General features: G+C 65.8%; 28 protein-coding genes. All 28 read right to left on the reverse strand.

The features are described from left to right. Positions 1-151: 151 nt before the first annotated feature. The 28 genes from rplO to rpoB all read right to left on the reverse strand — a co-directional run bounded on the left by rplO (position 152) and on the right by rpoB (position 23206). A complete protein-coding gene (rplO, locus tag OO62_RS24360; protein WP_033269700.1) occupies positions 152-613 on the reverse strand; it encodes a 50S ribosomal protein L15 in 462 nt (153 codons plus the stop codon). 1 nt (position 614) lies between these two features. Continuing rightward, the gene (gene rpmD, locus OO62_RS24365) at positions 615-797 is read right to left on the reverse strand and encodes a 50S ribosomal protein L30 (RefSeq protein ID WP_006604889.1); all 183 of its coding nucleotides are present in this window, start codon (positions 795-797) and stop codon (positions 615-617) included. After that, positions 797-1399 carry a 30S ribosomal protein S5 gene (rpsE, locus tag OO62_RS24370; protein WP_006604888.1) on the reverse strand — a complete coding sequence of 201 codons (603 nt, stop codon included), beginning with the start codon at positions 1397-1399 and terminating at the stop codon, positions 797-799. The genes rpmD and rpsE overlap by 1 nt, the downstream gene beginning before the upstream one ends. Positions 1400-1445: 46 nt before the next feature. Further along, on the reverse strand, positions 1446-1829 hold the full coding sequence (gene rplR, locus OO62_RS24375; RefSeq protein ID WP_033269701.1) for a 50S ribosomal protein L18: 384 nt from the start codon (positions 1827-1829) through the stop codon (positions 1446-1448). Between the two features lie 3 nt (positions 1830-1832). Then, positions 1833-2372 (reverse strand): 50S ribosomal protein L6, encoded by a 540-nt coding sequence (gene rplF / locus OO62_RS24380; protein ID WP_033269702.1) that lies wholly within the window; start codon positions 2370-2372, stop codon positions 1833-1835. 22 nt (positions 2373-2394) lie between these two features. Beyond that, positions 2395-2793 (reverse strand): 30S ribosomal protein S8, encoded by a 399-nt coding sequence (gene rpsH, locus OO62_RS24385; protein ID WP_006604885.1) that lies wholly within the window; start codon positions 2791-2793, stop codon positions 2395-2397. 239 nt (positions 2794-3032) lie between these two features. After that, positions 3033-3218, reverse strand: coding sequence for a type Z 30S ribosomal protein S14 (locus OO62_RS24390; RefSeq protein WP_004571834.1), 186 nt, complete (start codon positions 3216-3218; stop codon positions 3033-3035). A gap of 2 nt (positions 3219-3220) precedes the next feature. After that, on the reverse strand, positions 3221-3781 hold the full coding sequence (gene rplE, locus OO62_RS24395; protein WP_033269703.1) for a 50S ribosomal protein L5: 561 nt from the start codon (positions 3779-3781) through the stop codon (positions 3221-3223). Continuing rightward, positions 3781-4104 (reverse strand): 50S ribosomal protein L24, encoded by a 324-nt coding sequence (rplX, locus tag OO62_RS24400; protein ID WP_033269704.1) that lies wholly within the window; start codon positions 4102-4104, stop codon positions 3781-3783. The genes rplE and rplX overlap by 1 nt, the downstream gene beginning before the upstream one ends. 3 nt (positions 4105-4107) lie before the next feature. Continuing rightward, positions 4108-4476 carry a 50S ribosomal protein L14 gene (gene rplN / locus OO62_RS24405; RefSeq protein WP_003998823.1) on the reverse strand — a complete coding sequence of 123 codons (369 nt, stop codon included), beginning with the start codon at positions 4474-4476 and terminating at the stop codon, positions 4108-4110. A gap of 104 nt (positions 4477-4580) precedes the next feature. Beyond that, a complete protein-coding gene (gene rpsQ / locus OO62_RS24410) occupies positions 4581-4862 on the reverse strand; it encodes a 30S ribosomal protein S17 (RefSeq protein WP_006604882.1) in 282 nt (93 codons plus the stop codon). After that, the gene (rpmC, locus tag OO62_RS24415; protein ID WP_033269705.1) at positions 4862-5086 is read right to left on the reverse strand and encodes a 50S ribosomal protein L29; all 225 of its coding nucleotides are present in this window, start codon (positions 5084-5086) and stop codon (positions 4862-4864) included. The genes rpsQ and rpmC overlap by 1 nt, the downstream gene beginning before the upstream one ends. Next, complete coding sequence (gene rplP / locus OO62_RS24420; protein WP_004571829.1) at positions 5086-5505, reverse strand: 50S ribosomal protein L16; 420 nt, start codon at positions 5503-5505, stop codon at positions 5086-5088. The genes rpmC and rplP overlap by 1 nt, the downstream gene beginning before the upstream one ends. A 5-nt stretch (positions 5506-5510) precedes the next feature. Continuing rightward, positions 5511-6338 (reverse strand): 30S ribosomal protein S3, encoded by an 828-nt coding sequence (gene rpsC, locus OO62_RS24425; RefSeq protein ID WP_033269706.1) that lies wholly within the window; start codon positions 6336-6338, stop codon positions 5511-5513. Further along, the gene (rplV, locus tag OO62_RS24430; protein WP_004571827.1) at positions 6338-6685 is read right to left on the reverse strand and encodes a 50S ribosomal protein L22; all 348 of its coding nucleotides are present in this window, start codon (positions 6683-6685) and stop codon (positions 6338-6340) included. The genes rpsC and rplV overlap by 1 nt, the downstream gene beginning before the upstream one ends. Positions 6686-6729: 44 nt before the next feature. Further along, complete coding sequence (gene rpsS / locus OO62_RS24435) at positions 6730-7011, reverse strand: 30S ribosomal protein S19 (protein ID WP_018090899.1); 282 nt, start codon at positions 7009-7011, stop codon at positions 6730-6732. A 12-nt stretch (positions 7012-7023) separates the two neighbouring features. Further along, on the reverse strand, positions 7024-7860 hold the full coding sequence (rplB, locus tag OO62_RS24440) for a 50S ribosomal protein L2 (protein WP_006604876.1): 837 nt from the start codon (positions 7858-7860) through the stop codon (positions 7024-7026). 39 nt (positions 7861-7899) lie between these two features. Continuing rightward, a complete protein-coding gene (gene rplW / locus OO62_RS24445; protein WP_033269707.1) occupies positions 7900-8223 on the reverse strand; it encodes a 50S ribosomal protein L23 in 324 nt (107 codons plus the stop codon). Next, positions 8223-8876 carry a 50S ribosomal protein L4 gene (rplD, locus tag OO62_RS24450; protein WP_033269708.1) on the reverse strand — a complete coding sequence of 218 codons (654 nt, stop codon included), beginning with the start codon at positions 8874-8876 and terminating at the stop codon, positions 8223-8225. The genes rplW and rplD overlap by 1 nt, the downstream gene beginning before the upstream one ends. Before the next feature lie 8 nt (positions 8877-8884). Next, the gene (rplC, locus tag OO62_RS24455; RefSeq protein WP_006604873.1) at positions 8885-9529 is read right to left on the reverse strand and encodes a 50S ribosomal protein L3; all 645 of its coding nucleotides are present in this window, start codon (positions 9527-9529) and stop codon (positions 8885-8887) included. 14 nt (positions 9530-9543) lie between these two features. Beyond that, positions 9544-9852 (reverse strand): 30S ribosomal protein S10, encoded by a 309-nt coding sequence (gene rpsJ, locus OO62_RS24460; RefSeq protein ID WP_003948644.1) that lies wholly within the window; start codon positions 9850-9852, stop codon positions 9544-9546. Between the two features lie 438 nt (positions 9853-10290). Beyond that, positions 10291-11484, reverse strand: coding sequence for an elongation factor Tu (gene tuf, locus OO62_RS24465; RefSeq protein ID WP_033269709.1), 1194 nt, complete (start codon positions 11482-11484; stop codon positions 10291-10293). Between the two features lie 155 nt (positions 11485-11639). Further along, the gene (gene fusA / locus OO62_RS24470) at positions 11640-13760 is read right to left on the reverse strand and encodes an elongation factor G (protein ID WP_033269710.1); all 2121 of its coding nucleotides are present in this window, start codon (positions 13758-13760) and stop codon (positions 11640-11642) included. A 39-nt stretch (positions 13761-13799) separates the two neighbouring features. Then, entirely contained in the window at positions 13800-14270 is a 471-nt protein-coding gene (rpsG, locus tag OO62_RS24475) for a 30S ribosomal protein S7 (protein WP_004571813.1), read from the reverse strand. A 2-nt stretch (positions 14271-14272) separates the two neighbouring features. Next, a complete protein-coding gene (gene rpsL / locus OO62_RS24480; protein ID WP_003948652.1) occupies positions 14273-14644 on the reverse strand; it encodes a 30S ribosomal protein S12 in 372 nt (123 codons plus the stop codon). Between the two features lie 383 nt (positions 14645-15027). Beyond that, positions 15028-15510: a DUF1707 and DUF4190 domain-containing protein gene (locus OO62_RS24485; protein ID WP_033269711.1), complete on the reverse strand. Its 483-nt coding sequence runs from the start codon at positions 15508-15510 to the stop codon at positions 15028-15030. Positions 15511-15720: 210 nt separating this feature from the next. Beyond that, positions 15721-19620 (reverse strand): DNA-directed RNA polymerase subunit beta', encoded by a 3900-nt coding sequence (locus OO62_RS24490; RefSeq protein WP_033269712.1) that lies wholly within the window; start codon positions 19618-19620, stop codon positions 15721-15723. Positions 19621-19720: 100 nt separating this feature from the next. Continuing rightward, positions 19721-23206, reverse strand: a complete 3486-nt coding sequence (gene rpoB / locus OO62_RS24495; RefSeq protein WP_033269713.1) for a DNA-directed RNA polymerase subunit beta — start codon at positions 23204-23206, stop codon at positions 19721-19723. Positions 23207-23424 lie beyond the last annotated feature (218 nt).

Consider the following 23424-nt stretch of genomic DNA (forward strand, 5'->3'; position numbering starts at 1 on the left):
GCTCACGGCCCCACCGGGCCCCTCCCCCGGTCTCCGCGGCTCACAGGTCTTCGGAGCGCCGGCCCCGGCCGTACAGCAGGCACGACGACGGACAACGCAAAGGGCCGGCCCTCCGAGGAGGACCGGCCCTTGTGCCGTGCTGTCAGCGAACTCAGGCGTTGATGAGCTCGGTGACGGTGCCGCCGGCAGCGGCAATCTTCTCCTTGGCGGAGCCGGAGACGGCGTCAACCGTCACCTGCAGCGCCACGGAGACCTCGCCCTGGCCCAGGACCTTGACGAGCTCGTTCTTGCGCACCGCGCCCTTGGCAACCAGGTCGGCCACCGTGACCTCGCCACCCTGCGGGTAGAGCTCGGCCAGCTTGGCCAGGTTCACGACCTGGAACTGCTTGTGGGCGGGGTTCTTGAAGCCCTTCAGCTTCGGGAGGCGCATGTGGAGGGGCATCTGCCCACCCTCGAAGCGCTCCGGAACCTGGTAACGGGCCTTCGTGCCCTTGGTACCACGACCAGCGGTCTTACCCTTGGACGCCTCACCACGACCGACACGGGTCTTGGCGGTCTTGGCACCCGGGGCGGGCCGGAGGTTGTGGACCTTCAGCGGGTTGTTCTCCGCCATGTCAGTCGACCTCCTCAACCGTCACGAGGTGGCGGACGGTGTGCACCATGCCGCGGAACTCGGGACGGTCCTCCTTGACAACCACGTCGTTGAGCCGCTTGAGGCCCAGCGAACGAAGGGTGTCGCGGTGGTTCTGCTTGCTACCGATGTAGGACTTCGTCTGCGTGATCTTGAGGTGCGCCATTACGCGGTCACCCCTGCACGCGCCCGCAGCAGAGCGGCGGGAGCAACGTCCTCCAGCGGCAGGCCACGACGCGCCGCGATCTCCTCGGGGCGCTGAAGGCCCTGAAGCGCGGTCACCGTGGCGTGCACGATGTTGATCGGGTTCGACGAACCGAGCGACTTGCTCAGCACGTCGTGGATGCCCGCGCACTCCAGAACGGCACGCACGGGGCCACCGGCGATCACACCGGTACCGGGGGAAGCCGGCTTGAGCAGGACAACGCCCGCAGCCTTCTCGCCCTGGATGGGGTGAGGGATGGTGCCCTGGATACGGGGGACCTTGAAGAAGTTCTTCTTGGCCTCTTCCACGCCCTTGGCGATGGCAGCCGGAACTTCCTTGGCCTTGCCGTAACCGACACCTACGGTGCCGTCACCGTCGCCCACCACGACCAGCGCGGTGAAGCTGAAACGACGACCACCCTTGACAACCTTGGCGACGCGGTTGATCGCGACAACGCGCTCAACGTACGCGGTCTTCTCGGCGGCAGCGCCACCGTCGCGACCCTTCCGGTCCCGCCGCTCGCCGCCACCGGCACCGCTCCCGCGGCGCTGGGGTCCAGCCATTGGATTTACCTCTCTCTGTTACGTCCGCTAGCTCCGGAACCGGGGCTTAGAACTTCAGCCCGGCTTCGCGGGCGGCGTCGGCCAGAGCGGCAATCCGCCCGGCGTACTGCTTGCCACCACGGTCGAACACGACGGCCTCGACACCGGCGGCCTTGGCACGCTCGGCGACCAGGGAGCCGACCTTCTTGGCCTGAGCGCTCTTGTCGCCCTCGCCACCACGGATCGAAGCGTCCAGGCTCGACGCAGAGGCCAGCGTGTGGCCCTTGATGTCGTCGATGACCTGAGCGGTGATGCCACGGTTGGACCGCGTCACCACCAGACGCGGACGCTCCTGGGTACCCGAAATCCGCTTACGGATGCGGATGTGGCGACGCTTAGCGGCGGCGCGCTTGTAGGCGTCACCCTTCGCGATCTTCACACCGTATGCCATGGCTTACTTACCAGCCTTTCCGACCTTGCGGCGGATGACCTCGCCGGCGTACTTGACGCCCTTGGCCTTGTACGGGTCAGGCTTACGCAGCTTGCGGATGTTCGCCGCCACCTCGCCGACCTTCTGCTTGTCGATGCCCTCGACGCTGAGCTTGGTCGGGGACTCGACCTTGAAGGAGATCCCCTCGGGGGCCTCGATCACGATCGGGTGGCTGTAGCCCAGGGCGAACTCCAGGTTGGAGCCCTTGGCCTGGACGCGGTAACCGACACCGCTGATCTCGAGCGCCTTGCTGTAGCCCTGGGTCACGCCGGTGATCATGTTCGCCACCAGCGTGCGGGACAGGCCGTGCAGGGCCTTGTTCTGACGCTCGTCGTTCGGGCGGGAGACGTTGATGACGCCGTCCTCACCCTTGGCGACCTCGATGGGCGCGGCAACGGTGTGCGAAAGGGAGCCCTTGGGACCCTTCACGTTGACCGTGCGGCCATCGATGGTGACGTCCACACCAGCGGGAACCTGGATGGGCAGCTTGCCAATACGCGACATTAGCTATTCCTCCGTTCCCTGGTTACCAGACGTAGGCGAGGACTTCCCCACCCACGCCCTTCTTGCTGGCCTGCTGACCGGTCAGGAGACCGTGGGACGTGGAGATGATCGCCACGCCCAGGCCGCCGAGGACCTTCGGCAGGTTGGTGGACTTTGCGTAGACCCGCAGGCCCGGCTTCGAGATCCGCTTGATGCCGGCGATCGAGCGCTCGCGGTTCGGGCCGAACTTCAGCTCGAGGACAAGGTTCTTGCCAACCTCGGCGTCCTCGACGCGCCAGCCGGTGATGTAACCCTCCTGCTGGAGGATCTCCGCGATGTGCGACTTGATCTTGCTGTGCGGCATCACGACGGTGTCGTGGTACGCCGAGTTCGCGTTCCGCAGACGGGTCAGCATGTCTGCGATGGGGTCAGTCATGGTCATGAATTGGCCTTCGGCCTCTCTCGCCGGGGTTTCCTATGTGCGCCATCCCTCTCCCCGATCAGAGTCGGGACGGGTGCGGCGCGGGGACCTACGGCGTAGTAAGCGACGTTATGCGGGCTTCGCCCGCGGTCGGTCTCGGGCGGCGGAACGCCCAAACCCTTCTACCCTACGGGAAAAAGGGCCAGGCGCCCGCCGAACCGATTGCTTACCGAGAGCCTCCGGTAATCCCAACTAGGGGACTACCAGGAGCTCTTGGTCACGCCCGGCAGCTCGCCACGGTGAGCCATCTCACGAAGGCACACGCGGCACAGGCCGAACTTGCGGTAGACGGAGTGCGGACGGCCGCAGCGCTGGCAACGCGTGTACGCGCGGACAGCGAACTTCGGCTTGCGAGCCGCCTTAGCGATCAGAGCCTTCTTCGCCACGGTCAGTTCTCCTTGAACGGGAAGCCGAGGTGACGAAGCAGGGCGCGGCCCTCATCGTCGTTGGACGCCGTGGTGACCACGGTGATGTCCATGCCCCGCGTCCGGTCGATCTTGTCCTGGTCGATCTCGTGGAACATGACCTGCTCCGTGAGACCGAAGGTGTAGTTGCCCCGACCGTCGAACTGCTTCGGGGACAGACCACGGAAGTCGCGGATGCGCGGCAGCGCGAGCGACAGCAGGCGGTCCAGGAACTCCCACATGCGGTCACCGCGGAGGGTGACGTGGGCACCGATCGGCTGGCCCTCACGCAGCTTGAACTGCGCGATGGACTTACGGGCCTTGGTGACGGCCGGCTTCTGTCCGGTGATCGTGGTGAGGTCGCGGATGGCGCCCTCGATCAGCTTGGAGTCGCGGGCGGCGTCGCCCACACCCATGTTGACCACGATCTTGGTCAGACCGGGGATCTGCATGACGTTCTCGAACGAGAACTCGTCCTTCAGCTTCCCGGCGATCTCTTCGCGGTAGCGCGTCTTCAGACGCGGCGCGTTGGTGGTGGCAGTCATCAGATGTCCTCACCGGTCCGCTTGGCAACGCGGATCTTGTTGCCCTCGTCGTCGAAGCGGTATCCGACGCGGGTGACAACCTTCTGGCCGTCCTTCTCCACCACGAGCTGAACGTTGCTCACGTGGATGGGGGCCTCGGTCGTCACGATGCCGCCGGTCTTCGAACCACGAGCGGTCTGTCCGGCCTTGGTGTGCTTCTTGACCCGGTTGACACCCTCGACCAGGACGCGGTCCTCGCGGGGGAAGGCCTGCACGACCTTGCCCTGCTTGCCCTTGTCCTTACCGGTGATGACCTGGACCAGGTCGCCCTTCTTGATCTTCATCGGTTACAGCACCTCCGGCGCGAGCGAGATGATCTTCATGAACTTCTTCTCGCGCAGTTCCCGGCCCACGGGGCCGAAGATGCGGGTGCCGCGGGGGTCGCCATCGTTCTTGAGGATGACGGCCGCGTTCTCGTCGAAGCGGATGTACGAGCCGTCCGGACGGCGGCGCTCCTTGACGGTGCGAACGATGACCGCCTTGACGACGTCACCCTTCTTCACGTTGCCACCGGGGATCGCATCCTTCACGGTGGCGACGATGACGTCACCGATGCCCGCGTAGCGGCGACCGGAACCACCGAGAACACGGATGCAAAGGATCTCCTTCGCACCAGTGTTGTCGGCGACACGCAGTCGCGACTCCTGCTGGATCACGTCTATCTCCTGAATGTCTGCCGGTTCCCGGCGAGAAGCGCGAGTGGATCGCGCTTCTCGCCGAGCCTGGCGGAACTGTTCCTAGGGGGTCCCCCTAGGAGGGATTACTTGGCCTTCTCGAGGATCTCGACGATGCGCCAGCGCTTGGTGGCGGACAGCGGCCGGGTCTCCATCAGGAGGACGCGGTCGCCGACACCGGCAGCGTTCTGCTCGTCGTGCGCCTTGAGCTTGTTGGTACGGCGGATGACCTTGCCGTACAGCGCGTGCTTGACGCGGTCCTCGACAGCGACGACGACGGTCTTGTCCATCTTGTCGCTGACGACGAGACCCTCACGGGTCTTGCGGAAACCGCGCTCGTTCGTCTCAGTCACATTCTTCTCGCTCATCAGGCGCTCTCCACCGTCTCGATGCCCAGCTCGCGCTCACGCATCAGGGTGTAGATCCGGGCGATGTCCTTACGGACGGACTTGAGCCGACCGTGGTTCTCGAGCTGTCCCGTCGCCGCCTGGAAGCGGAGGTTGAACAGCTCCTCCTTGGCCTCACGAAGCTTGGCAACGAGGTCCTCGTTGTTCAGCTCGCGCAGCTCGGTCGCCTTGATACCGGCCGCCATCACGACTCACCTGCCTCGCGCCGCACGATGCGGCACTTCATCGGAAGCTTGTGGGCGGCGCGGGTCAGCGCCTCCTTGGCAACCTTTTCGTTCGGGAAGGACAGCTCGAACATCACCCGACCGGGCTTGACGTTCGCGACCCACCACTCCGGAGAACCCTTACCGGAACCCATGCGGGTCTCGGCCGGCTTCTTCGTGAGCGGGCGGTCCGGGTAGATGTTGATCCAGACCTTGCCGCCACGCTTGATGTGACGGGTCATGGCAATACGAGCGGACTCGATCTGCCGGTTCGTCACGTAGGCCGGGGTGACGGCCTGGATTCCGTACTCACCGAAGGCCAGCTCGGTGCCACCCTTGGCCATACCGTTGCGCTTCGGGTGGTGCTGCTTGCGGTGCTTGACCCTGCGAGGGATCAGCATGTCGGTCAGGCCTCCGTTCCGGGGGTCTCCGCCGGAGCAGCGGCAGCGGCCTCGGCCTTGGGGGCCTCGGCAGCGGCGCTCTGCTGCTGCGGCTTGCGGCCACCGCGGCCGCCACGCTCGCCACCGCGGCGCGGGCGGTCGTTGCCGCCACCACGGGCCGGGCGGTTACCCGCACGGGCCGCGGCGTTCTCCGCGCGCACCTCGGCGATGTTCTTGACGTCGCCCTTGTAGATCCAGACCTTCACGCCGATGCGGCCGAAGGTGGTCTTGGCCTCGAAGAAGCCGTAGTCGACGTTCGCACGGAGCGTGTGCAGGGGCACACGGCCCTCGCGGTAGAACTCCGAGCGGGACATCTCGGCGCCGCCGAGACGACCGCCGCACTGGATCTTGATGCCCTTGGCGCCGGCCTTCATCGTCGACTGCATGCTCTTACGCATGGCGCGACGGAAGGAGACGCGGGAGGACAGCTGCTCGGCGACGGCCTGGGCCACCAGCTGAGCGTCGGTCTCGGGGTTCTTGACCTCGAGGATGTTCAGCTGGACCTGCTTGCCGGTCAGCTTCTCCAGCTCGCCGCGGATGCGGTCCGCCTCGGCGCCGCGGCGGCCGATGACGATGCCCGGACGAGCGGTGTGGATGTCAACGCGGACGCGCTCACGGGTGCGCTCGATCTCAACCTTCGAGATACCGGCGCGCTCCATGCCCTTCGTCATCATGCGACGAATGGCGACGTCTTCCTTGACGTAGTCCTTGTACAGCTTGTCGGCGTACCAACGCGACTTGAAGTCGGTGGTGATGCCGAGCCGGAACCCGTGCGGGTTTACCTTCTGGCCCATTACCGGGTTCCTTCCTTGCTGCTGACGACCACGGTGATGTGGCTGGTCCGCTTGCGGATCCGGTAGGCACGGCCCTGAGCACGCGGACGGAACCGCTTCAGGGTCGGGCCCTCGTCGACGTACGCCTCGCTGATGACCAGCGAGGAGGCGTCCGTGTGGTCGTAGTTGTGCGCGGCGTTGGCAATGGCGCTGTCCAGCACCTTGCCAACCGGCACGCTCGCGGCCTGCGGGGCGAAACGCAGGACCGCCTGAGCCTCCGTGGCATCCATGCCACGGATAAGGTCCACCACGCGGCGGGCCTTCATGGGCGTGACGCGGATGTACCGCGCCTGGGCCCTGGCTTCCATGGTTGTCCCTTCGGTGTCAGTCATAGTCTTCGCACTCCGGTCGATCAGCGACGACGCGACTTGCGGTCGTCCTTCTCGTGGCCGCGGAAGGTGCGGGTCGGCGCAAACTCGCCGAGCTTGTGGCCAACCATCGACTCGGTGACGAACACCGGGACGTGCTTGCGGCCGTCGTGCACCGCGATCGTGTGGCCGAGCATGGCCGGGACGATCATGGAGCGGCGGGACCAGGTCTTGATGACGTTCTTGGTGCCGGCATCGTTCTGAACATCCACCTTCTTGGAAAGGTGGTCGTCGACGAAGGGCCCCTTCTTGAGACTGCGCGGCATCTAAACCCGCTCCTAGCGCTTCTTGTTCGTCTTGCGGCGGCGGACGATGTACTTGTTGCTCGCCTTCTTCGGCGAACGAGTACGACCCTCCTTCTGACCCCAGGGCGAGACCGGGTGGCGACCACCGGAAGTCTTGCCCTCACCACCACCGTGCGGGTGGTCAACCGGGTTCATCACGACACCACGCACGGTCGGGCGGACGCCCTTCCAGCGCATACGGCCGGCCTTGCCCCAGTTGATGTTCGACTGCTCGGCGTTGCCGACCTCGCCGACGGTGGCGCGGCAGCGCACGTCGACCAGGCGGATCTCACCGGACGGCATACGAAGGTGGGCCATCGCGCCCTCCTTCGCCAGCAGCTGCACGGAGGCACCGGCCGAGCGGGCGAACTTCGCACCGCCGCCCGGACGCAGCTCGATCGCGTGGATCGTCGTACCCACGGGGATGTGACGCAGCGGCAGGTTGTTGCCCGGCTTGATGTCGGCGCCAGGGCCGTTCTCAATCCGAGCACCCTGGGCCAGGCCACGGGGCGCGATGATGTAGCGCTTCTCGCCGTCTGCGTAGTGCAGCAGCGCGATGCGCGCGGTGCGGTTCGGGTCGTACTCGATGTGCGCGACCTTGGCCGGCACGCCGTCCTTGTCGTGACGACGGAAGTCGATCACTCGGTAGGCGCGCTTGTGGCCACCGCCCTGGTGGCGAACGGTCACACGACCGGCGTTGTTACGGCCGCCCTTGCTGTGCAGCGGGCGGACCAGCGACTTCTCCGGCGTGGACCGCGTGATCTCGACAAAGTCGGCGACGCTGGAGCCACGACGGCCCGGGGTCGTCGGCTTGTACTTGCGGATACCCATTTCTCAGTCCTCGTCCGATTCCGGACGACTCGGACTCCGTTAGGAGACCGGGCCGCCGAAGATGTCGATACGGTCGCCCTCGGCGAGGGTCACGATGGCGCGCTTGGTGTTGGCGCGCTTGCCGTAACCGGTGCGGGTGCGCTTGCGCTTGCCCTGCCGGTTGATCGTGTTGACCCCGGTGACCTTGACCGAGAAGACCGCCTCGACGGCCTGCTTGATCTGGGTCTTGTTCGCGCCGGGCGCGACGATGAACGTGTACTTGTTCTCGTCCAGCAGCGCGTAGCTCTTCTCGGAAACCACCGGCTTGACGAGAACGTCACGCGGGTCCGAGAACGTCTTGCTGGTGACGACGGCCTCAGTCATCAGGCGTCGCTCCCTTCGGTCTCAGCGTTGGCCTTGGGGCCAGACACGAAGGACTCGAAGGCGGCCTTGGTGAAGACCACGTCGTCGGAGACGAGCACGTCGTACGTGTTCAGCTGGCCCGGCTCCAGGATGTGGACCTGGGGCAGGTTGCGGGCGGACAGCCACGCGGCCTCGTCGCTGCGCTCGGCGACCAGGAGCACGTTCTTGCGCTCGCTGACCTTGCCGAGGAGAGCCTTGGCGGCCTTGGTGGAGATGTCGCCCTCGACCACGCCGGAAACGACGTGGATACGGCTGTTGCGGGCCCGGTCGGTGAGGGCACCGCGCAGGGCGGCAACCTTCATCTTCTTCGGGGTCCGCTGGCTGTAGTCACGCGGCACGGGACCGTGGACGACGCCACCGCCGGCGAACTGCGGCGCACGGGTCGAACCCTGGCGCGCGCGGCCGGTGCCCTTCTGGCGGTACGGCTTCTTGCCACCGCCGCGGACCTCGCCGCGAGTCTTGGTCTTGTGCGTGCCCTGACGGGCCGCGGCCAGCTGCGCGACAACGACCTGGTGGATCAGCGGAATGCTGACCTTGGCGTCGAAGATCTCCGTGGGGAGCTCGACGGTACCGGCCTTGTCGCCTGCCGGCGAAAGGATGTCAATGGTGCTCATCGGTTACCTCAGGCCCCCTTGGCCGCGGTACGGACCAGGACGAGGCCGCCGTTCGGACCAGGAACTGCGCCCTTGATGAGCAGCAGACCCTTCTCCGCGTCAACGGCGTGGACGGTCAGGTTCTGGGTGGTGACCCGCTCATTGCCCATACGGCCGGCCATCCGCATGCCCTTGAACACGCGGCCCGGGGTGGCACAGCCACCGATGGAGCCAGGCTTACGGTGCACGCGGTGGGCACCGTGCGAAGCCTTGCCGCCGTGGAAGCCGTGACGCTTCATGACGCCGGCGAAGCCCTTGCCCTTGCTCTTGCCGGTCACGTCCACCTTGACGCCGGACTCGAAGGTCTCAGCGGTCAGCTCCTGGCCGAGGGTGTACTCACCGGCATCGGGAGTACGGACCTCGACGAGGTGACGACGGGGGGTGACGTCGGCCTTCGCGAAGTGGCCCTTGAGGGGCTTGTTCACCTTGCGCGGGTCGATCTCGCCGAAGGCGATCTGGACGGAGTCGTAACCGTCCTGGTCATTGGTGCGCACCTGGGTAACGACACAGGGGCCGGCCTTGACCACAGTGACCGGGACGACACGGTTGTTCTCGTCCCAGACCTGGGTCATGCCGAGCTTCTCGCCCAGGATGCCCTTGATCTGCTTAGCCATCTCTTCCGCGCCTCTCAGAGCTTGATCTCGATGTCAACGCCGGCCGGAAGGTCCAGGCGCATCAGCGAGTCAACGGTCTTGGGCGTCGGGTCGAGGATGTCGATCAGGCGCTTGTGCGTGCGCATCTCGAAGTGCTCGCGCGAGTCCTTGTACTTGTGCGGCGACTTGATGACGCAGTACACGTTCTTTTCAGTGGGCAGCGGCACCGGGCCCGCGACCGACGCACCAGTGCGGGTCACCGTCTCGACGATCTTCTTCGCCGAGGAGTCGATGACCTCGTGGTCGTAGGCCTTGAGCCGGATGCGGATCTTCTGTCCCGCCATGGCTACTTCGTAGTCCTGTCTCTCGTAACGCTCTGGGACCCGGTGCGCTGCGCTTCTGCGGAAGCGCCGTTCTTCTCCGACCCACGCGGTCGGGCGTGTCGCACCCCTTCCCGTAAATCTCCACAGGGGAGATCCTTCAAGAAGGAGAGGTAGGGGAAGAACACCCACCGGGCGCCTGGCCGAGGCACCCCGCTGACGCTTCCCGGAAGATTCCCGTATTTCCGGCCCTGAGAAGGGACGACGAATACCTGGGACTCGCTTCCGGTCCTCCCGGCGGGAGGCGCGCAACATCGGCACTCAACCGAGCAACCTGGACAGTGTGCCACACCCGGGACGCCGAAGGCCAATCGGACCCAACTGTCAAGGAGCCCCGCCCACCTGATGGTGGGCGGGGCTCCTCGTTGCTCTGTCGAGCTACCGGGTCTCCCCGATCAACACTTACTTGTTGATCTTGGTGACCTGGCCGGCGCCGACGGTCCGGCCACCCTCACGGATGGCGAACTTCAGGCCCTCTTCCATGGCGACCGGCTGGATCAGCGAGACGGACATCTCGGTGTTGTCGCCGGGCATGACCATCTCGGTGCCCTCGGGGAGGGTCACCACACCGGTCACGTCAGTCGTACGGAAGTAGAACTGCGGACGGTAGTTGTTGAAGAACGGCGTGTGACGGCCACCCTCGTCCTTGGACAGGATGTACGCCTGCGCCTCGAACTCGGTGTGCGGGGTGACCGAGCCCGGCTTGATGATGACCTGGCCGCGCTCGACGTCCTCGCGCTTGATACCGCGAAGCAGCAGACCGACGTTCTCACCGGCCTGGCCCTCGTCGAGGAGCTTCCGGAACATCTCGATACCGGTGACCGTGGTGGTGGTCTTCTCGGTCTTGATGCCGATGATGTCGACGGTCTCGTTGACCTTGAGGACACCACGCTCGATACGACCGGTGACAACGGTGCCACGGCCGGTGATCGTGAAGACGTCCTCGATCGGCATCAGGAACGGCTTGTCGACGTCGCGCTCGGGCTGCGGGATCGACTCGTCGACGGCGGCCATCAGGTTCAGGACCGACTGGCCCCACTCCTTGTCGCCCTCGAGCGCCTTGAGCGCCGAGACCTTGACGACCGGAACGTCGTCGCCGGGGAACTCGTACTCGGAGAGGAGCTCACGGACCTCGAGCTCGACGAGCTCCAGGATCTCCTCGTCGTCCACCATGTCGGCCTTGTTCAGGGCGACAACGATGTACGGAACGCCGACCTGGCGGGCCAGGAGCACGTGCTCCTTGGTCTGCGGCATCGGGCCGTCGGTCGCGGCGACCACGAGGATGGCGCCGTCCATCTGCGCCGCACCCGTGATCATGTTCTTGATGTAGTCCGCGTGACCGGGGCAGTCGACGTGGGCGTAGTGACGGTTCTCCGTCTGGTACTCGACGTGCGCGATGGAGATGGTGATACCGCGCTGGCGCTCCTCAGGAGCCTTGTCGATCTGGTCGAAGGCCGAGGCCTCGTTCAGGTCCGGGTACGCGTCGTGCAGCACCTTGGTAATGGCGGCCGTGAGGGTCGTCTTACCGTGGTCGATGTGACCGATGGTGCCGATGTTGACGTGCGGCTTAGTCCGCTCGAACTTCGCCTTCGCCACTGGTTCCTCCTGAAGTGGTTCTGTACGCCTTACTCATCGGCGCCAGGTGATCTTTGCTGGGATGCCGGCTGCCGGGGCAAACCTCACGGATTGCGGGGATTACCCCGGCAGACGGTGTCAAGCCTAAAGCGTGTTCCGACTCTCGGGAGACGGACCTATTCGCCCTTGGCCTTCGCGATGATCTCCTCGGCGACGTTCCGGGGAACCTCGGCGTAGGAGTCGAACTGCATCGAGTAGCTTGCGCGACCCGAGGTCTTGCTGCGGAGGTCTCCGACGTAGCCGAACATCTCCGACAGGGGGACCAGGCCCGTGACGAGCTTGGCGCCGCTGCGGTCCTCCATGGACTGGATCTGACCACGGCGGGAGTTGATGTCGCCGATCACGTCGCCCATGTAGTCCTCGGGCGTGGTGACCTCGACCTTCATCATCGGCTCGAGCAGGGCCGGGGAAGCCTTGCGCGCGGCCTCCTTGAAGGCCATCGAACCGGCGATCTTGAAGGCCATTTCCGACGAGTCAACCTCGTGGAAGGCACCGTCGAGCAGGGTGACCTTGACACCGGTCAGCGGGTAGCCGGCGAGAACACCGAACTCCATGGCCTCCTGGCAGCCCGCGTCCACGGACGGGATGTACTCCCGCGGGATGCGGCCACCGGTGACCTTGTTCTCGAACTCGTACCCGTCGCCCTCGAGCGGCGCGATCGCGATCTGCACCTTCGCGAACTGGCCGGAACCACCAGTCTGCTTCTTGTGCGTGTAGTCGAGACGCTCGACAGCCTTGCGCAGGGTCTCGCGGTAGGCCACCTGCGGCTTGCCGACGTTGGCCTCGACCCGGAACTCGCGCTTCATACGGTCGACCAGCACGTCGAGGTGCAGCTCGCCCATACCCGCGATGATGGTCTGGCCGGTCTCCTCGTCGGTGTGCACCTGGAACGAGGGGTCCTCTTCGGCGAGACGCTGGATGGCGACACCCAGCTTCTCCTGGTCGCCCTTGGACTTGGGCTCGATGGCGACCTGGATGACCGGGGCCGGGAACTCCATCGACTCCAGGATGACCTGGTTCGAGGAGTCACAGAGGGTCTCACCGGTGGTGGTCTGCTTCAGACCCATGACGGCGACGATGTCACCGGCACCCACCGAGTCGATCTCCTCACGCTTGTTCGCGTGCATCCGGTAGATCTTGCCGATGCGCTCCTTCTTGCCCTTCACCGAGTTCTGCACCTGCGAGCCGGCCTCAAGGCGGCCCGAGTACACCCGGATGAAGGTGAGCTTGCCCAGGTGGGGGTCGCTCGCAATCTTGAACGCCAGGGCCGCCAGCGGCTCGTCCTCGGACGGCTTGCGCTTGACGATCTCCTCCGGGTCGTTGACCGCGTGGCCCTCGATGGCCTCGACGTCCAGCGGGGAGGGGAGGTAGCGCACGACCGCGTCGAGCAGGGGCTGCACGCCCTTGTTCTTGAACGCGGTACCGCAGAAGACCGGGGTGACCGTGGTGTTCTCGGCCTTGCCGGAAGCGATCGTGATACGGCGGATCGCCGCGTAGAGCTGCTCCTCGGTGGGCTCCTGGCCCTCCAGGTAGAGCTCCATGATCTCTTCGTCGTTCTCGGCCACGGTCTCGAGGAGCTTGCCGCGCCACTCGTCGGCGGCCTCGATGTGCGTGTCCGGGATGTCGACGGTGTCGTACATCTCGCCCTTGGCGGCCTCGGCCGACCAGACCAGGGCCTTCATGGTGACGAGGTCGACGACACCCTTGAAGTCCATCTCGGTGCCGATGGGCAGCTGCATGACGATCGGGGTCGCGCCGAGGCGGTCCGTGATCATGTCGACGCAGCGGTGGAACTCGGCACCCGTACGGTCGAGCTTGTTGACGAAGCAGATGCGCGGAACGCCGTAGCGGTCCGCCTGACGCCAAACGGTCTCGGACTGGGGCTCGACACCGGCAACGCCGTCGAACACCGTCACGGCACCGTCGAGCACGCGCAGCGAACGCTCCACCTCGACGGTGAAGTCGACGTGGCCCGGCGTGTCGATGATGTTGATGGTGTTGTCGACGTTTTCCAGCGGCCAGTGGCAGGTCGTCGCGGCAGACGTGATCGTGATGCCGCGCTCCTGCTCCTGCTCCATCCAGTCCATCGTGGCAGCGCCGTCGTGGACTTCACCGATCTTGTAAGAAACACCGGTGTAGAACAGGATCCGCTCGGTGGTGGTCGTCTTGCCCGCGTCGATGTGGGCCATGATCCCGATGTTGCGGACCTTGGCCAGGTCAAGCGAAGTGGTAGCCATATCGGCTCAATCTTCTCTCGGTCTCGATGTGGGTTGCGACTACCAGCGGTAGTGCGCGAAGGCCTTGTTGGACTCGGCCATCTTGTGCGTGTCCTCACGCTTCTTGACCGAAGCACCGAGGCCGTTGGAGGCGTCGAGCAGTTCGTTCATGAGGCGCTCGGTCATGGTCTTCTCGCGGCGGGCGCGGGAGTAACCCACGAGCCAGCGGAGCGACAGCGTGGCGGCGCGGCCGGGCTTGACCTCGACCGGGACCTGGTAGGTCGCGCCACCGACACGGCGGGACTTGACCTCAAGGGTCGGCTTGATGTTCTCGAGCGCGCGCTTGAGCGTGATGACCGGGTCGTTGCCGGTCTTCTCGCGCAGACCCTCCATGGCGCCGTAAACGATGCGCTCAGCGGTGGAGCGCTTGCCGTTCAGCAGCACCTTGTTGATGAGGGAGGTCACCAGAGGAGAACCGTAGACCGGGTCGATGATGACCGGGCGCTTCGGGGCGGGGCCCTTACGAGGCATTCTTACTTCTCCTTCTTGGCGCCGTAGCGGCTGCGAGCCTGCTTACGGTTCTTGACGCCCTGCGTGTCGAGGGAGCCGCGGATGATCTTGTACCGAACACCCGGCAGGTCCTTCACACGACCACCACGCACGAGCACGATCGAGTGCTCCTGCAGGTTGTGGCCCTCACCCGGAATGTAAGCGGTGACCTCGATCCCGCTGGTCAGACGCACACGCGCGACCTTACGCAGGGCCGAGTTCGGCTTCTTCGGGGTGGTCGTGAAAACACGCGTGCAGACGCCACGGCGCTGGGGAGAACCCTCGAGCGCGGGCGTCTTGTTCTTCTCGACCTTGTCCTGCCGGCCCTTGCGGACCAGCTGCTGGATCGTAGGCACCGTTTCTCCGGTTTCTGTGTGCCAGTCTCGGTAAAGCTAACCTGGAACATCCCCGACCCACGCGGTCGGGTGTGTCGAATACTGCAGTCCGGACTCTCGCTGGAACGAGAAAGGCGGCAGATTGCGGTGTCAAAACCCGGTCTCCGCGCGGAGGGCACTCACTCAGGCCCGAAGGCTCGGGGAGATTGCGCGCACGGCAGGCCAGGGACACCCCAGGCACAAGGTCAGAGCGTACCTACCGCATTGGCTGCGGTCAAAACAAATGCACACGCGAAGGACACGCCGGACTCCTCACGGCGTTGCGGCCACCGTAGTGCGCTCGGTCGTCGTACGGAAGAAGGCGCCACATCCCTGCAACACAGGGCGGCAATCCCGCGGACCGGTCAGAGATTGACCGCCGCGGAGAGGATGAAGACCAGGAGGAACAGCGCCCAGCCGCCGATCGCCAGCCACCCCAGGATCAGCCCTGCGACGGCCTGGCCGTCGCCCCGCTCCCCGGTCCGGCGGATCTCGGCCCGCGCCTTGTGCCCCAGGATGACGGCCGGGATCGCCGTCAGCCCCCACGTCACCGGAGTCATGATCCCGCAGACCAGCGACCCGGTCGCCGACCCGTTCGTCGTCACCGGCATCGGCATCTGCATCGGCAGGAACGCCGGCGGCACCATGGGCCGCTGCGGCATGAACTGCGCCTGCGGCACCGGCCCCATCGGAAGGTCCGCGACCAGCATCTGCAACTCGGCGTGGGTCTGCGCCTTGTACGCCCGGGCGATCCGCTGTTCGTACTCCGGCTGCTGGAGCCGGCCCTCGGCGAATCCCGCCTTCAGCACATCGACCGCCCGCTCGCGGTCCGCGTGCGAGGCACGCATGGCAGGCACCTGATTCGACGGCTGGACGGGCTGCCCACCCTGCCACGGCTGGAATGCCACTTCGCGAACCTCCCCCCGCTCGACAGTTCTCCCCATCTTCTCATCACAGACGCAGGGATGGGAGAACAAGTTCCCCCGCCCGGCCCCCAATGCCGCAGGGCGGCCACCCCGTGAGGGATGGCCGCCCTGTTGCTGTCGTACGGACCAGGATTACTGGTTGTACGGGCCGTAGTCGTAGTCCTCCAGCGGGACCGCCTGGCCGGAGCCGGTGCCGAAGGGCGAGTAGTCGATGTCGTCGTAACCGACGGCCGAGTACATCGCGGCCTTGGCCTCCTCGGTGGGCTCGACCCGGATGTTGCGGTAGCGGGACAGGCCCGTACCGGCCGGGATGAGCTTACCGATGATGACGTTCTCCTTGAGGCCGATCAGGGAGTCCGACTTGGCGTTGATCGCCGCGTCGGTCAGGACCCTGGTCGTCTCCTGGAAGGACGCCGCCGACAGCCAGGACTCGGTGGCCAGCGAAGCCTTGGTGATACCCATCAGCTGCGGACGGCCGGAGGCCGGGTGGCCGCCTTCCGCCACAACGCGACGGTTCTCGCTCTCGAACTTCGTACGCTCCACGAGCTCGCCCGGCAGCAGCTCCGCGTCGCCGGACTCGATGATCGTCACGCGGCGCAGCATCTGCCGGATGATGATCTCGATGTGCTTGTCGTGGATCGCCACGCCCTGGCTGTTGTAGACCTTCTGGACCTCGCCGACCAGGTGGACCTGGACGGCACGCTGGCCGAGGATCCGCAGCACGTCGTGCGGGTTGATCGCACCCACGGTCATCGGCTGACCGACCTGGACGTGATCGCCCTCGCCCACCAGGAGACGGGCACGCTTGGAGACGCCGTACGCCATCTCGTCGCTGCCGTCGTCCGGGGTGACGACGACCTTCTTGGTCTTCTCGGTCTCCTCGATCCGGACGCGGCCGGCCGCCTCCGAGATCGGGGCGACACCCTTGGGCGTACGGGCCTCGAAGAGCTCGACGACACGCGGCAGACCCAGGGTGATGTCGTCACCGGCCACACCACCGGTGTGGAAGGTACGCATCGTCAGCTGGGTGCCGGGCTCACCGATGGACTGGGCGGCGATGATGCCGACCGCCTCACCGATGTCGACCAGCTTGCCGGTGGCCAGCGAGCGGCCGTAGCAGAAGGCACAGGTGCCGACCGCGGACTCACAGGTCAGGACCGAGCGGGTCTTGACCTCCTCGACGCCGGCGTTGACCAGCGCGTCGATGAGCACGTCACCGAGGTCGACGTTCGCCGGCGCGACGACCTTGCCGTCGACGACGACGTCCTCGGCCAGCATGCGGGCGTAGACGCTGGACTCGACGTCGTCCGCCTTGCGCAGGACACCGGCGGCGTCCTTCGAGGCGATCCGCAGCTTGAGGCCGCGCTCGGTGCCGCAGTCCTCCTCGCGAATGATGACGTCCTGGGAGACGTCGACCAGACGACGGGTGAGGTAACCGGAGTCGGCGGTACGAAGGGCGGTGTCCGCCAGACCCTTACGGGCACCGTGCGTGGAGATGAAGTACTCCAGCACGGACAGACCCTCGCGGAACGATGCCTTGATCGGACGCGGGATGGTCTCGTTCTTCGCGTTCGACACCAGACCACGCATACCGGCGATCTGCCGCATCTGCATCATGTTTCCTCGGGCACCCGAGTCAACCATCATGAAGATGGGGTTCGTCTTGGGGAAGTTCTCGTTCATCGCCTCGGCGACCTCATTGGTCGCCTTGGTCCAGATGTTGATCAGTTCCTGAGTGCGCTCGTCCTTGGTGATCAGACCGCGCTCGTACTGCTTCTGGACCTTCTCGTCCTGGGCCTCGTAGCCCGCGACGATGGCCTTCTTGGCCTCCGGCACGACGATGTCCGAGACGGCGACGGTGACGCCGGAACGGGTCGCCCAGTGGAAGCCGGCCGCCTTCAGGTTGTCGAGCGTCGCCGCCACGATGACCTTCGGGTAGCGCTCGGCCAGGTCGTTGACGATCGCGGAGAGCTGCTTCTTGCCCACCGAGTAGTCGACGAACGGGTAGTCCTCGGGCAGCAGCTCGTTGAAGAGCGCGCGGCCCAGGGTCGTCCGCAGCCGGAAGCTGTCACCCTGCTGCCACTCGGGCTCGCCCTCCTCCGGAACCGGCGGGGTCCAGCCACGCGGCGGGACGGTGCCGATCGGGAAGCGGATGTCGACCTTCGCCTGGAGCGAGAGCTCGCGGGCGTCGAACGCCATGATCGCCTCGGCGACCGAGCCGAACGCACGGCCCTCACCGATGACCTTGCGCTCCTCCTCATCCGTGGTGAGGAAGAAGAGACCGAGCACCATGTCCTGGGTCGGCATGGTGACCGGACGGCCGTCGGCCGGCTTGAGGATGTTGTTCGAGGACAGCATCAGGATGCGGGCCTCGGCCTGCGCCTCCGCGGACAGCGGGAGGTGGACGGCCATCTGGTCACCGTCGAAGTCCGCGTTGAACGCGGTACAGACGAGCGGGTGAATCTGAATGGCCTTGCCCTCGACCAGCTGCGGCTCGAATGCCTGGATGCCGAGGCGGTGCAGGGTGGGCGCACGGTTCAGCAGCACCGGGTGCTCGGCGATGACCTCTTCGAGCACGTCGTAGACGACCGTGCGGCCGCGCTCGACCATGCGCTTCGCCGACTTGATGTTCTGCGCGTGGTTCAGGTCGACCAGGCGCTTCATCACGAACGGCTTGAAGAGCTCCAGCGCCATGGCCTTGGGCAGACCGCACTGGTGCAGCTTGAGCTGCGGGCCGACGACGATGACGGAACGCGCCGAGTAGTCGACTCGCTTACCGAGCAGGTTCTGACGGAACCGGCCCTGCTTACCCTTCAGCATGTCGCTGAGGGACTTCAGCGGGCGGTTACCGGGACCGGTGACCGGGCGACCGCGGCGGCCGTTGTCGAACAGCGCGTCGACGGCCTCCTGCAGCATCCGCTTCTCGTTGTTCACGATGATCTCGGGAGCACCGAGGTCAAGGAGACGCTTGAGGCGGTTGTTGCGGTTGATCACACGGCGGTACAGGTCGTTCAGGTCGGAGGTCGCGAAGCGGCCACCGTCCAGCTGCACCATCGGACGCAGGTCCGGCGGGATCACCGGGATGCAGTCCAGCACCATGCCCTTGGGGCTGTTGCGGGTCTGCAGGAAGGCGGAGACGACCTTGAGGCGCTTGAGCGCACGGGTCTTCTTCTGGCCCTTGCCGGTACGGATGATCTCGCGGAGGCGCTCGGCCTCTTCCTCGAGGTCGAAGGTCTCCAGGCGCTTCTGCAGGGCAGCGGCACCCATGGAGCCGTCGAAGTACGTGCCGAAGCGGTCACGCAGCTCGCGGTAGAGCAGCTCGTCGCCCTCCAGGTCCTGGACCTTGAGGTTCTTGAAGCGGTTCCAGACCTCGTCGAGACGGTCGATCTCGCGCTGCGCGCGGTCGCGCAGCTGCTTCATCTCGCGCTCGGCACCCTCGCGCACCTTGCGGCGCACGTCCGCCTTGGCGCCCTCGGCCTCCAGCTCGGCCAGGTCGGTCTCGAGCTTCTTGGCGCGGGCCTCCAGGTCGGAGTCGCGGCGCTGCTCGATCTGCTGACGCTCGACGGAGACGTGGGCCTCCAGCGAGGGCAGGTCGCGCGTACGGCGCTCCTCGTCCACCCACGTGATCATGTAGGCGGCGAAGTAGATGACCTTCTCGAGGTCCTTGGGCGCGAGGTCCAGCAGGTAGCCCAGCCGGCTCGGCACGCCCTTGAAGTACCAGATGTGGGTAACGGGAGCGGCCAGCTCGATGTGACCCATCCGCTCACGACGCACCTTGGCGCGAGTGACCTCGACGCCGCAGCGCTCGCAGATGATGCCCTTGAAGCGGACGCGCTTGTACTTACCGCAGTAGCACTCCCAGTCCCGGGTCGGACCGAAGATCTTCTCGCAGAAGAGTCCGTCCTTTTCGGGCTTGAGGGTGCGGTAGTTGATGGTCTCGGGCTTCTTGACCTCGCCGTGGCTCCACTGACGGATGTCGTCAGCGGTGGCCAGACCGATCCGGAGCTCATCGAAGAAGTTGACGTCGAGCACTATGCGTCAATCCCTCTCAGGGTTGTAAGTCTTAGGGGTCTGAAACGGGGGTCCTGGGGCCGGCCGGGGAACCATCACTGGCTCCCCGGCCGAACTCCCGTCAGACCTCTTCGACGCTGCTCGGCTCGCGCCGGGACAGGTCGATGCCGAGCTCCTCCGCAGCGCGGAAGACGTCCTCGTCGGTGTCGCGCATCTCGATGGACATGCCGTCCGAGGACAGCACCTCCACGTTGAGGCACAGGGACTGCATTTCCTTGATGAGCACCTTGAAGGACTCGGGAATGCCGGGCTCGGGGATGTTCTCGCCCTTGACGATGGCCTCGTAGACCTTCACGCGGCCGGTCACGTCGTCGGACTTGATCGTCAGCAGCTCCTGGAGGGCGTATGCGGCGCCGTAAGCCTCCAGCGCCCACACCTCCATCTCACCGAACCGCTGGCCACCGAACTGAGCCTTACCACCCAGCGGCTGCTGGGTGATCATCGAGTACGGACCGGTCGAACGCGCGTGGAGCTTGTCGTCGACCAGGTGGTGCAGCTTGAGGATGTACATGTACCCGACCGAGATCGGGTCCGGGAACGGCTCACCGGAGCGGCCGTCGAAGAGCTGGGCCTTGCCCGAGCCCTTGACCATCCGCTCGCCGTCGCGGTTGGGGATCGTCGACTCGAAGAGACCGGAGATCTCGTCCTCGCGCGCACCGTCGAACACCGGGGTGGCGACGTTGGAGCCGGGGGCCACCTCGTCGGCGGAGATCGCGTGCAGACGCTTCTTCCACTCCTCGTCGACGCCCTCGACCTTCCAGCCCTGGCTGGCGAGCCAGCCGAGGTGGATCTCCAGGACCTGCCCCGGGTTCATTCGGGACGGGACACCCAGCGGGTTGAGGATGATGTCGACCGGGGTGCCGTCCTCCATGAACGGCATGTCCTCGACCGGCAGGATCTTCGAGATGACGCCCTTGTTGCCGTGACGGCCGGCGAGCTTGTCACCGTCGGTGATCTTGCGCTTCTGCGCGACGTAGACGCGGACCAGCTGGTTCACGCCCGGCGGCAGCTCGTCGCCCTCTTCGCGGTCGAAGACGCGGACGCCGATGACCTTGCCGATCTCACCGTGCGGCACCTTCAGCGAGGTGTCGCGCACCTCGCGCGCCTTCTCACCGAAGATCGCGCGGAGCAGGCGCTCCTCGGGGGTCAGCTCGGTCTCACCCTTGGGCGTGACCTTGCCGACGAGGATGTCGCCGGCCACGACCTCGGCACCGATCCGGATGATGCCGCGCTCGTCGAGGTCGGAGAGGACCTCTTCGGAGACGTTCGGGATGTCCCGGGTGATCTCCTCGGGGCCCAGCTTGGTGTCACGGGCGTCGACCTCGTGCTCCTCGATGTGGATCGAGGAGAGGACGTCGTCCTGCACGAGGCGCTGCGACAGGATGATCGCGTCCTCGTAGTTGTGGCCCTCCCACGGCATGAACGCGACGAGCAGGTTCTTGCCGAGCGCCATCTCGCCTTCGTCCGTGGACGGACCGTCGGCGAGGACCTGGCCCTCGACAACCCGCGCACCCTCGTCCACGACGACCTTCTGGTTGAAGGAGGTGCCCTGGTTGGAGCGGGTGAACTTGGCGACGCGGTACGTGGTGTACGTGCCGTCGTCGTTGGCGACGGTGATGTAGTCCGCGGAAACCTCCTGGACCACACCGTCCTTCTCCGCCTTGATGACGTCACCGGCGTCGACCGCGCAGCGGTACTCCATGCCGGTGCCGACCAGCGGCGACTCCGCCTTGATCAGCGGAACGGCCTGGCGCATCATGTTCGATCCCATGAGCGCGCGGTTGGCGTCGTCGTGCTCGAGGAACGGGATCATGGCGGTCGCGGCCGACACCATCTGGCGCGGCGAGACGTCCATGAAGTCCACCTCGTCGGCGGGGACGAGGTCGACCTCGCCGCCACGACGGCGGACCAGCACACGCTGCTCGGAGAACCGCATGTCCTCGGAGAGCTTCGCGTTGGCCTGCGCGATCAGGAAGCGGTCCTCCTCATCGGCGGTGAGGTAGTCCACCTCCTCGGTGACCTGACCGTCGACGACCTTGCGGTACGGGGTCTCGATGAAGCCGAAGACGTTGACCCGGCCGTACGAGGCCAGCGAGCCGATGAGACCGATGTTGGGACCTTCAGGGGTCTCAATCGGGCACATGCGGCCGTAGTGCGACGGGTGCACGTCACGGACGTCCAGGCCGGCCCGCTCACGGGACAGACCACCCGGGCCCAGCGCCGACAGACGACGCTTGTGGGTCAGACCCGACAGCGGGTTGGTCTGGTCCATGAACTGGGACAGCTGGCTGGTGCCGAAGAACTCCTTGATGGAGGCGACGACCGGCCGGATGTTGATCAGGGTCTGCGGCGTGATCGCCTCGACGTCCTGGGTCGTCATGCGCTCGCGCACGACGCGCTCCATACGAGCCAGACCCGTACGGACCTGGTTCTGGATGAGCTCGCCGACGTTGCGCAGACGACGGTTGCCGAAGTGGTCGATGTCGTCGGTCTCGACGACGATCGAACGGCCGGACTCGCCGATCGTCTCGGTCTCACCGGCGTGCAGCTTGACCAGGTACTTGATCGTCGCGATGACGTCATCGGTGGTCAGCACGCCGGCGTCGAGCGGCTCGTCGCCGCCGAGCTTCTTGTTGACCTTGTAGCGGCCGACCTTGGCGAGGTCGTAGCGCTTGGGGTTGAAGTACAGGTTCTCGAGCAGCGTCTGCGCGGCCTCGCGGGTCGGCGGCTCGCCCGGACGCAGCTTGCGGTAGATGTCGAGCAGCGCGTCGTCCTGGCCCTGGGTGTGGTCCTTCTCCAGGGTGGCGCGCATGGACTCGTACTCGCCGAACTCCTCGAGGATCTGCTCGGTGGTCCACCCGAGCGCCTTGAGCAGGACGGTCACGGACTGCTTGCGCTTGCGGTCGATGCGCACACCGACCATGTCGCGCTTGTCGATCTCCATCTCCAGCCAGGCACCCCGGGACGGGATGATCTTGGCGGAGAAGATGTCCTTGTCGGACGTCTTGTCGATGGAGCTGTCGAAGTAAACGCCCGGCGAGCGGACCAGCTGCGAAACGACGACACGCTCGGTGCCGTTGATGCAGAAGGTGCCCTTGTTGGTCATGAGCGGGAAGTCGCCCATGAAGACCGTCTGGGACTTGATCTCGCCGGTCTCGTTGTTCGTGAACTCAGCGGTGACGAAGAGCGGAGCGGCGTACGTGAAGTCGCGCTCCTTGCACTCGTCGATGGAGTTCTTCGGGGGCTCGAAGCGGTGGTCGCGGAACGTCAGCGACATCGACCCGGAGAAGTCTTCGATCGGGGAGATCTCTTCGAAGATCTCTTCAAGACCGGACTTGGTGGGGACTTCCTGCCCACTCTCCAGCGCAGCCTCGACGCGACCCTTCCATGCGGCATTGCCGAGCAGCCAGTCGAAGCTTTCGGTCTGCAGCGCAAGGAGGTTCGGAACCCCGAGGGGCTCCTTGATCTTCGCAAAAGAGATGCGCAGCGGGGCGGTGCTGTCGCCGTTGTTCGTATTGGCAGTCGAGGCGTTGCGCGAGGCGGCCAAGAGGGGGTCCTTCCGAGGGCTCGGACTCACTACGCGCGTACCGGTTCCGACTCGAGCAGACTGAGGGAAAGCCCAGGTCAGGGCGGATCATCCAGCTGTGCTCGGGCTCGGATATGCCCCTGGTGACGGGCAGGGAGCAGCTAACAGGCAGCGCAAAGGGTCAGTGTAGCCACAAGGCCCACTGATGTCCAGAGCGAGATTCCGGAGACCGGTCCAGC

It is taken from the genome of Streptomyces lydicus, from assembly GCF_000717345.1.
GTDB classification, from domain to species: Bacteria; Actinomycetota; Actinomycetes; order Streptomycetales; family Streptomycetaceae; genus Streptomyces; species Streptomyces lydicus.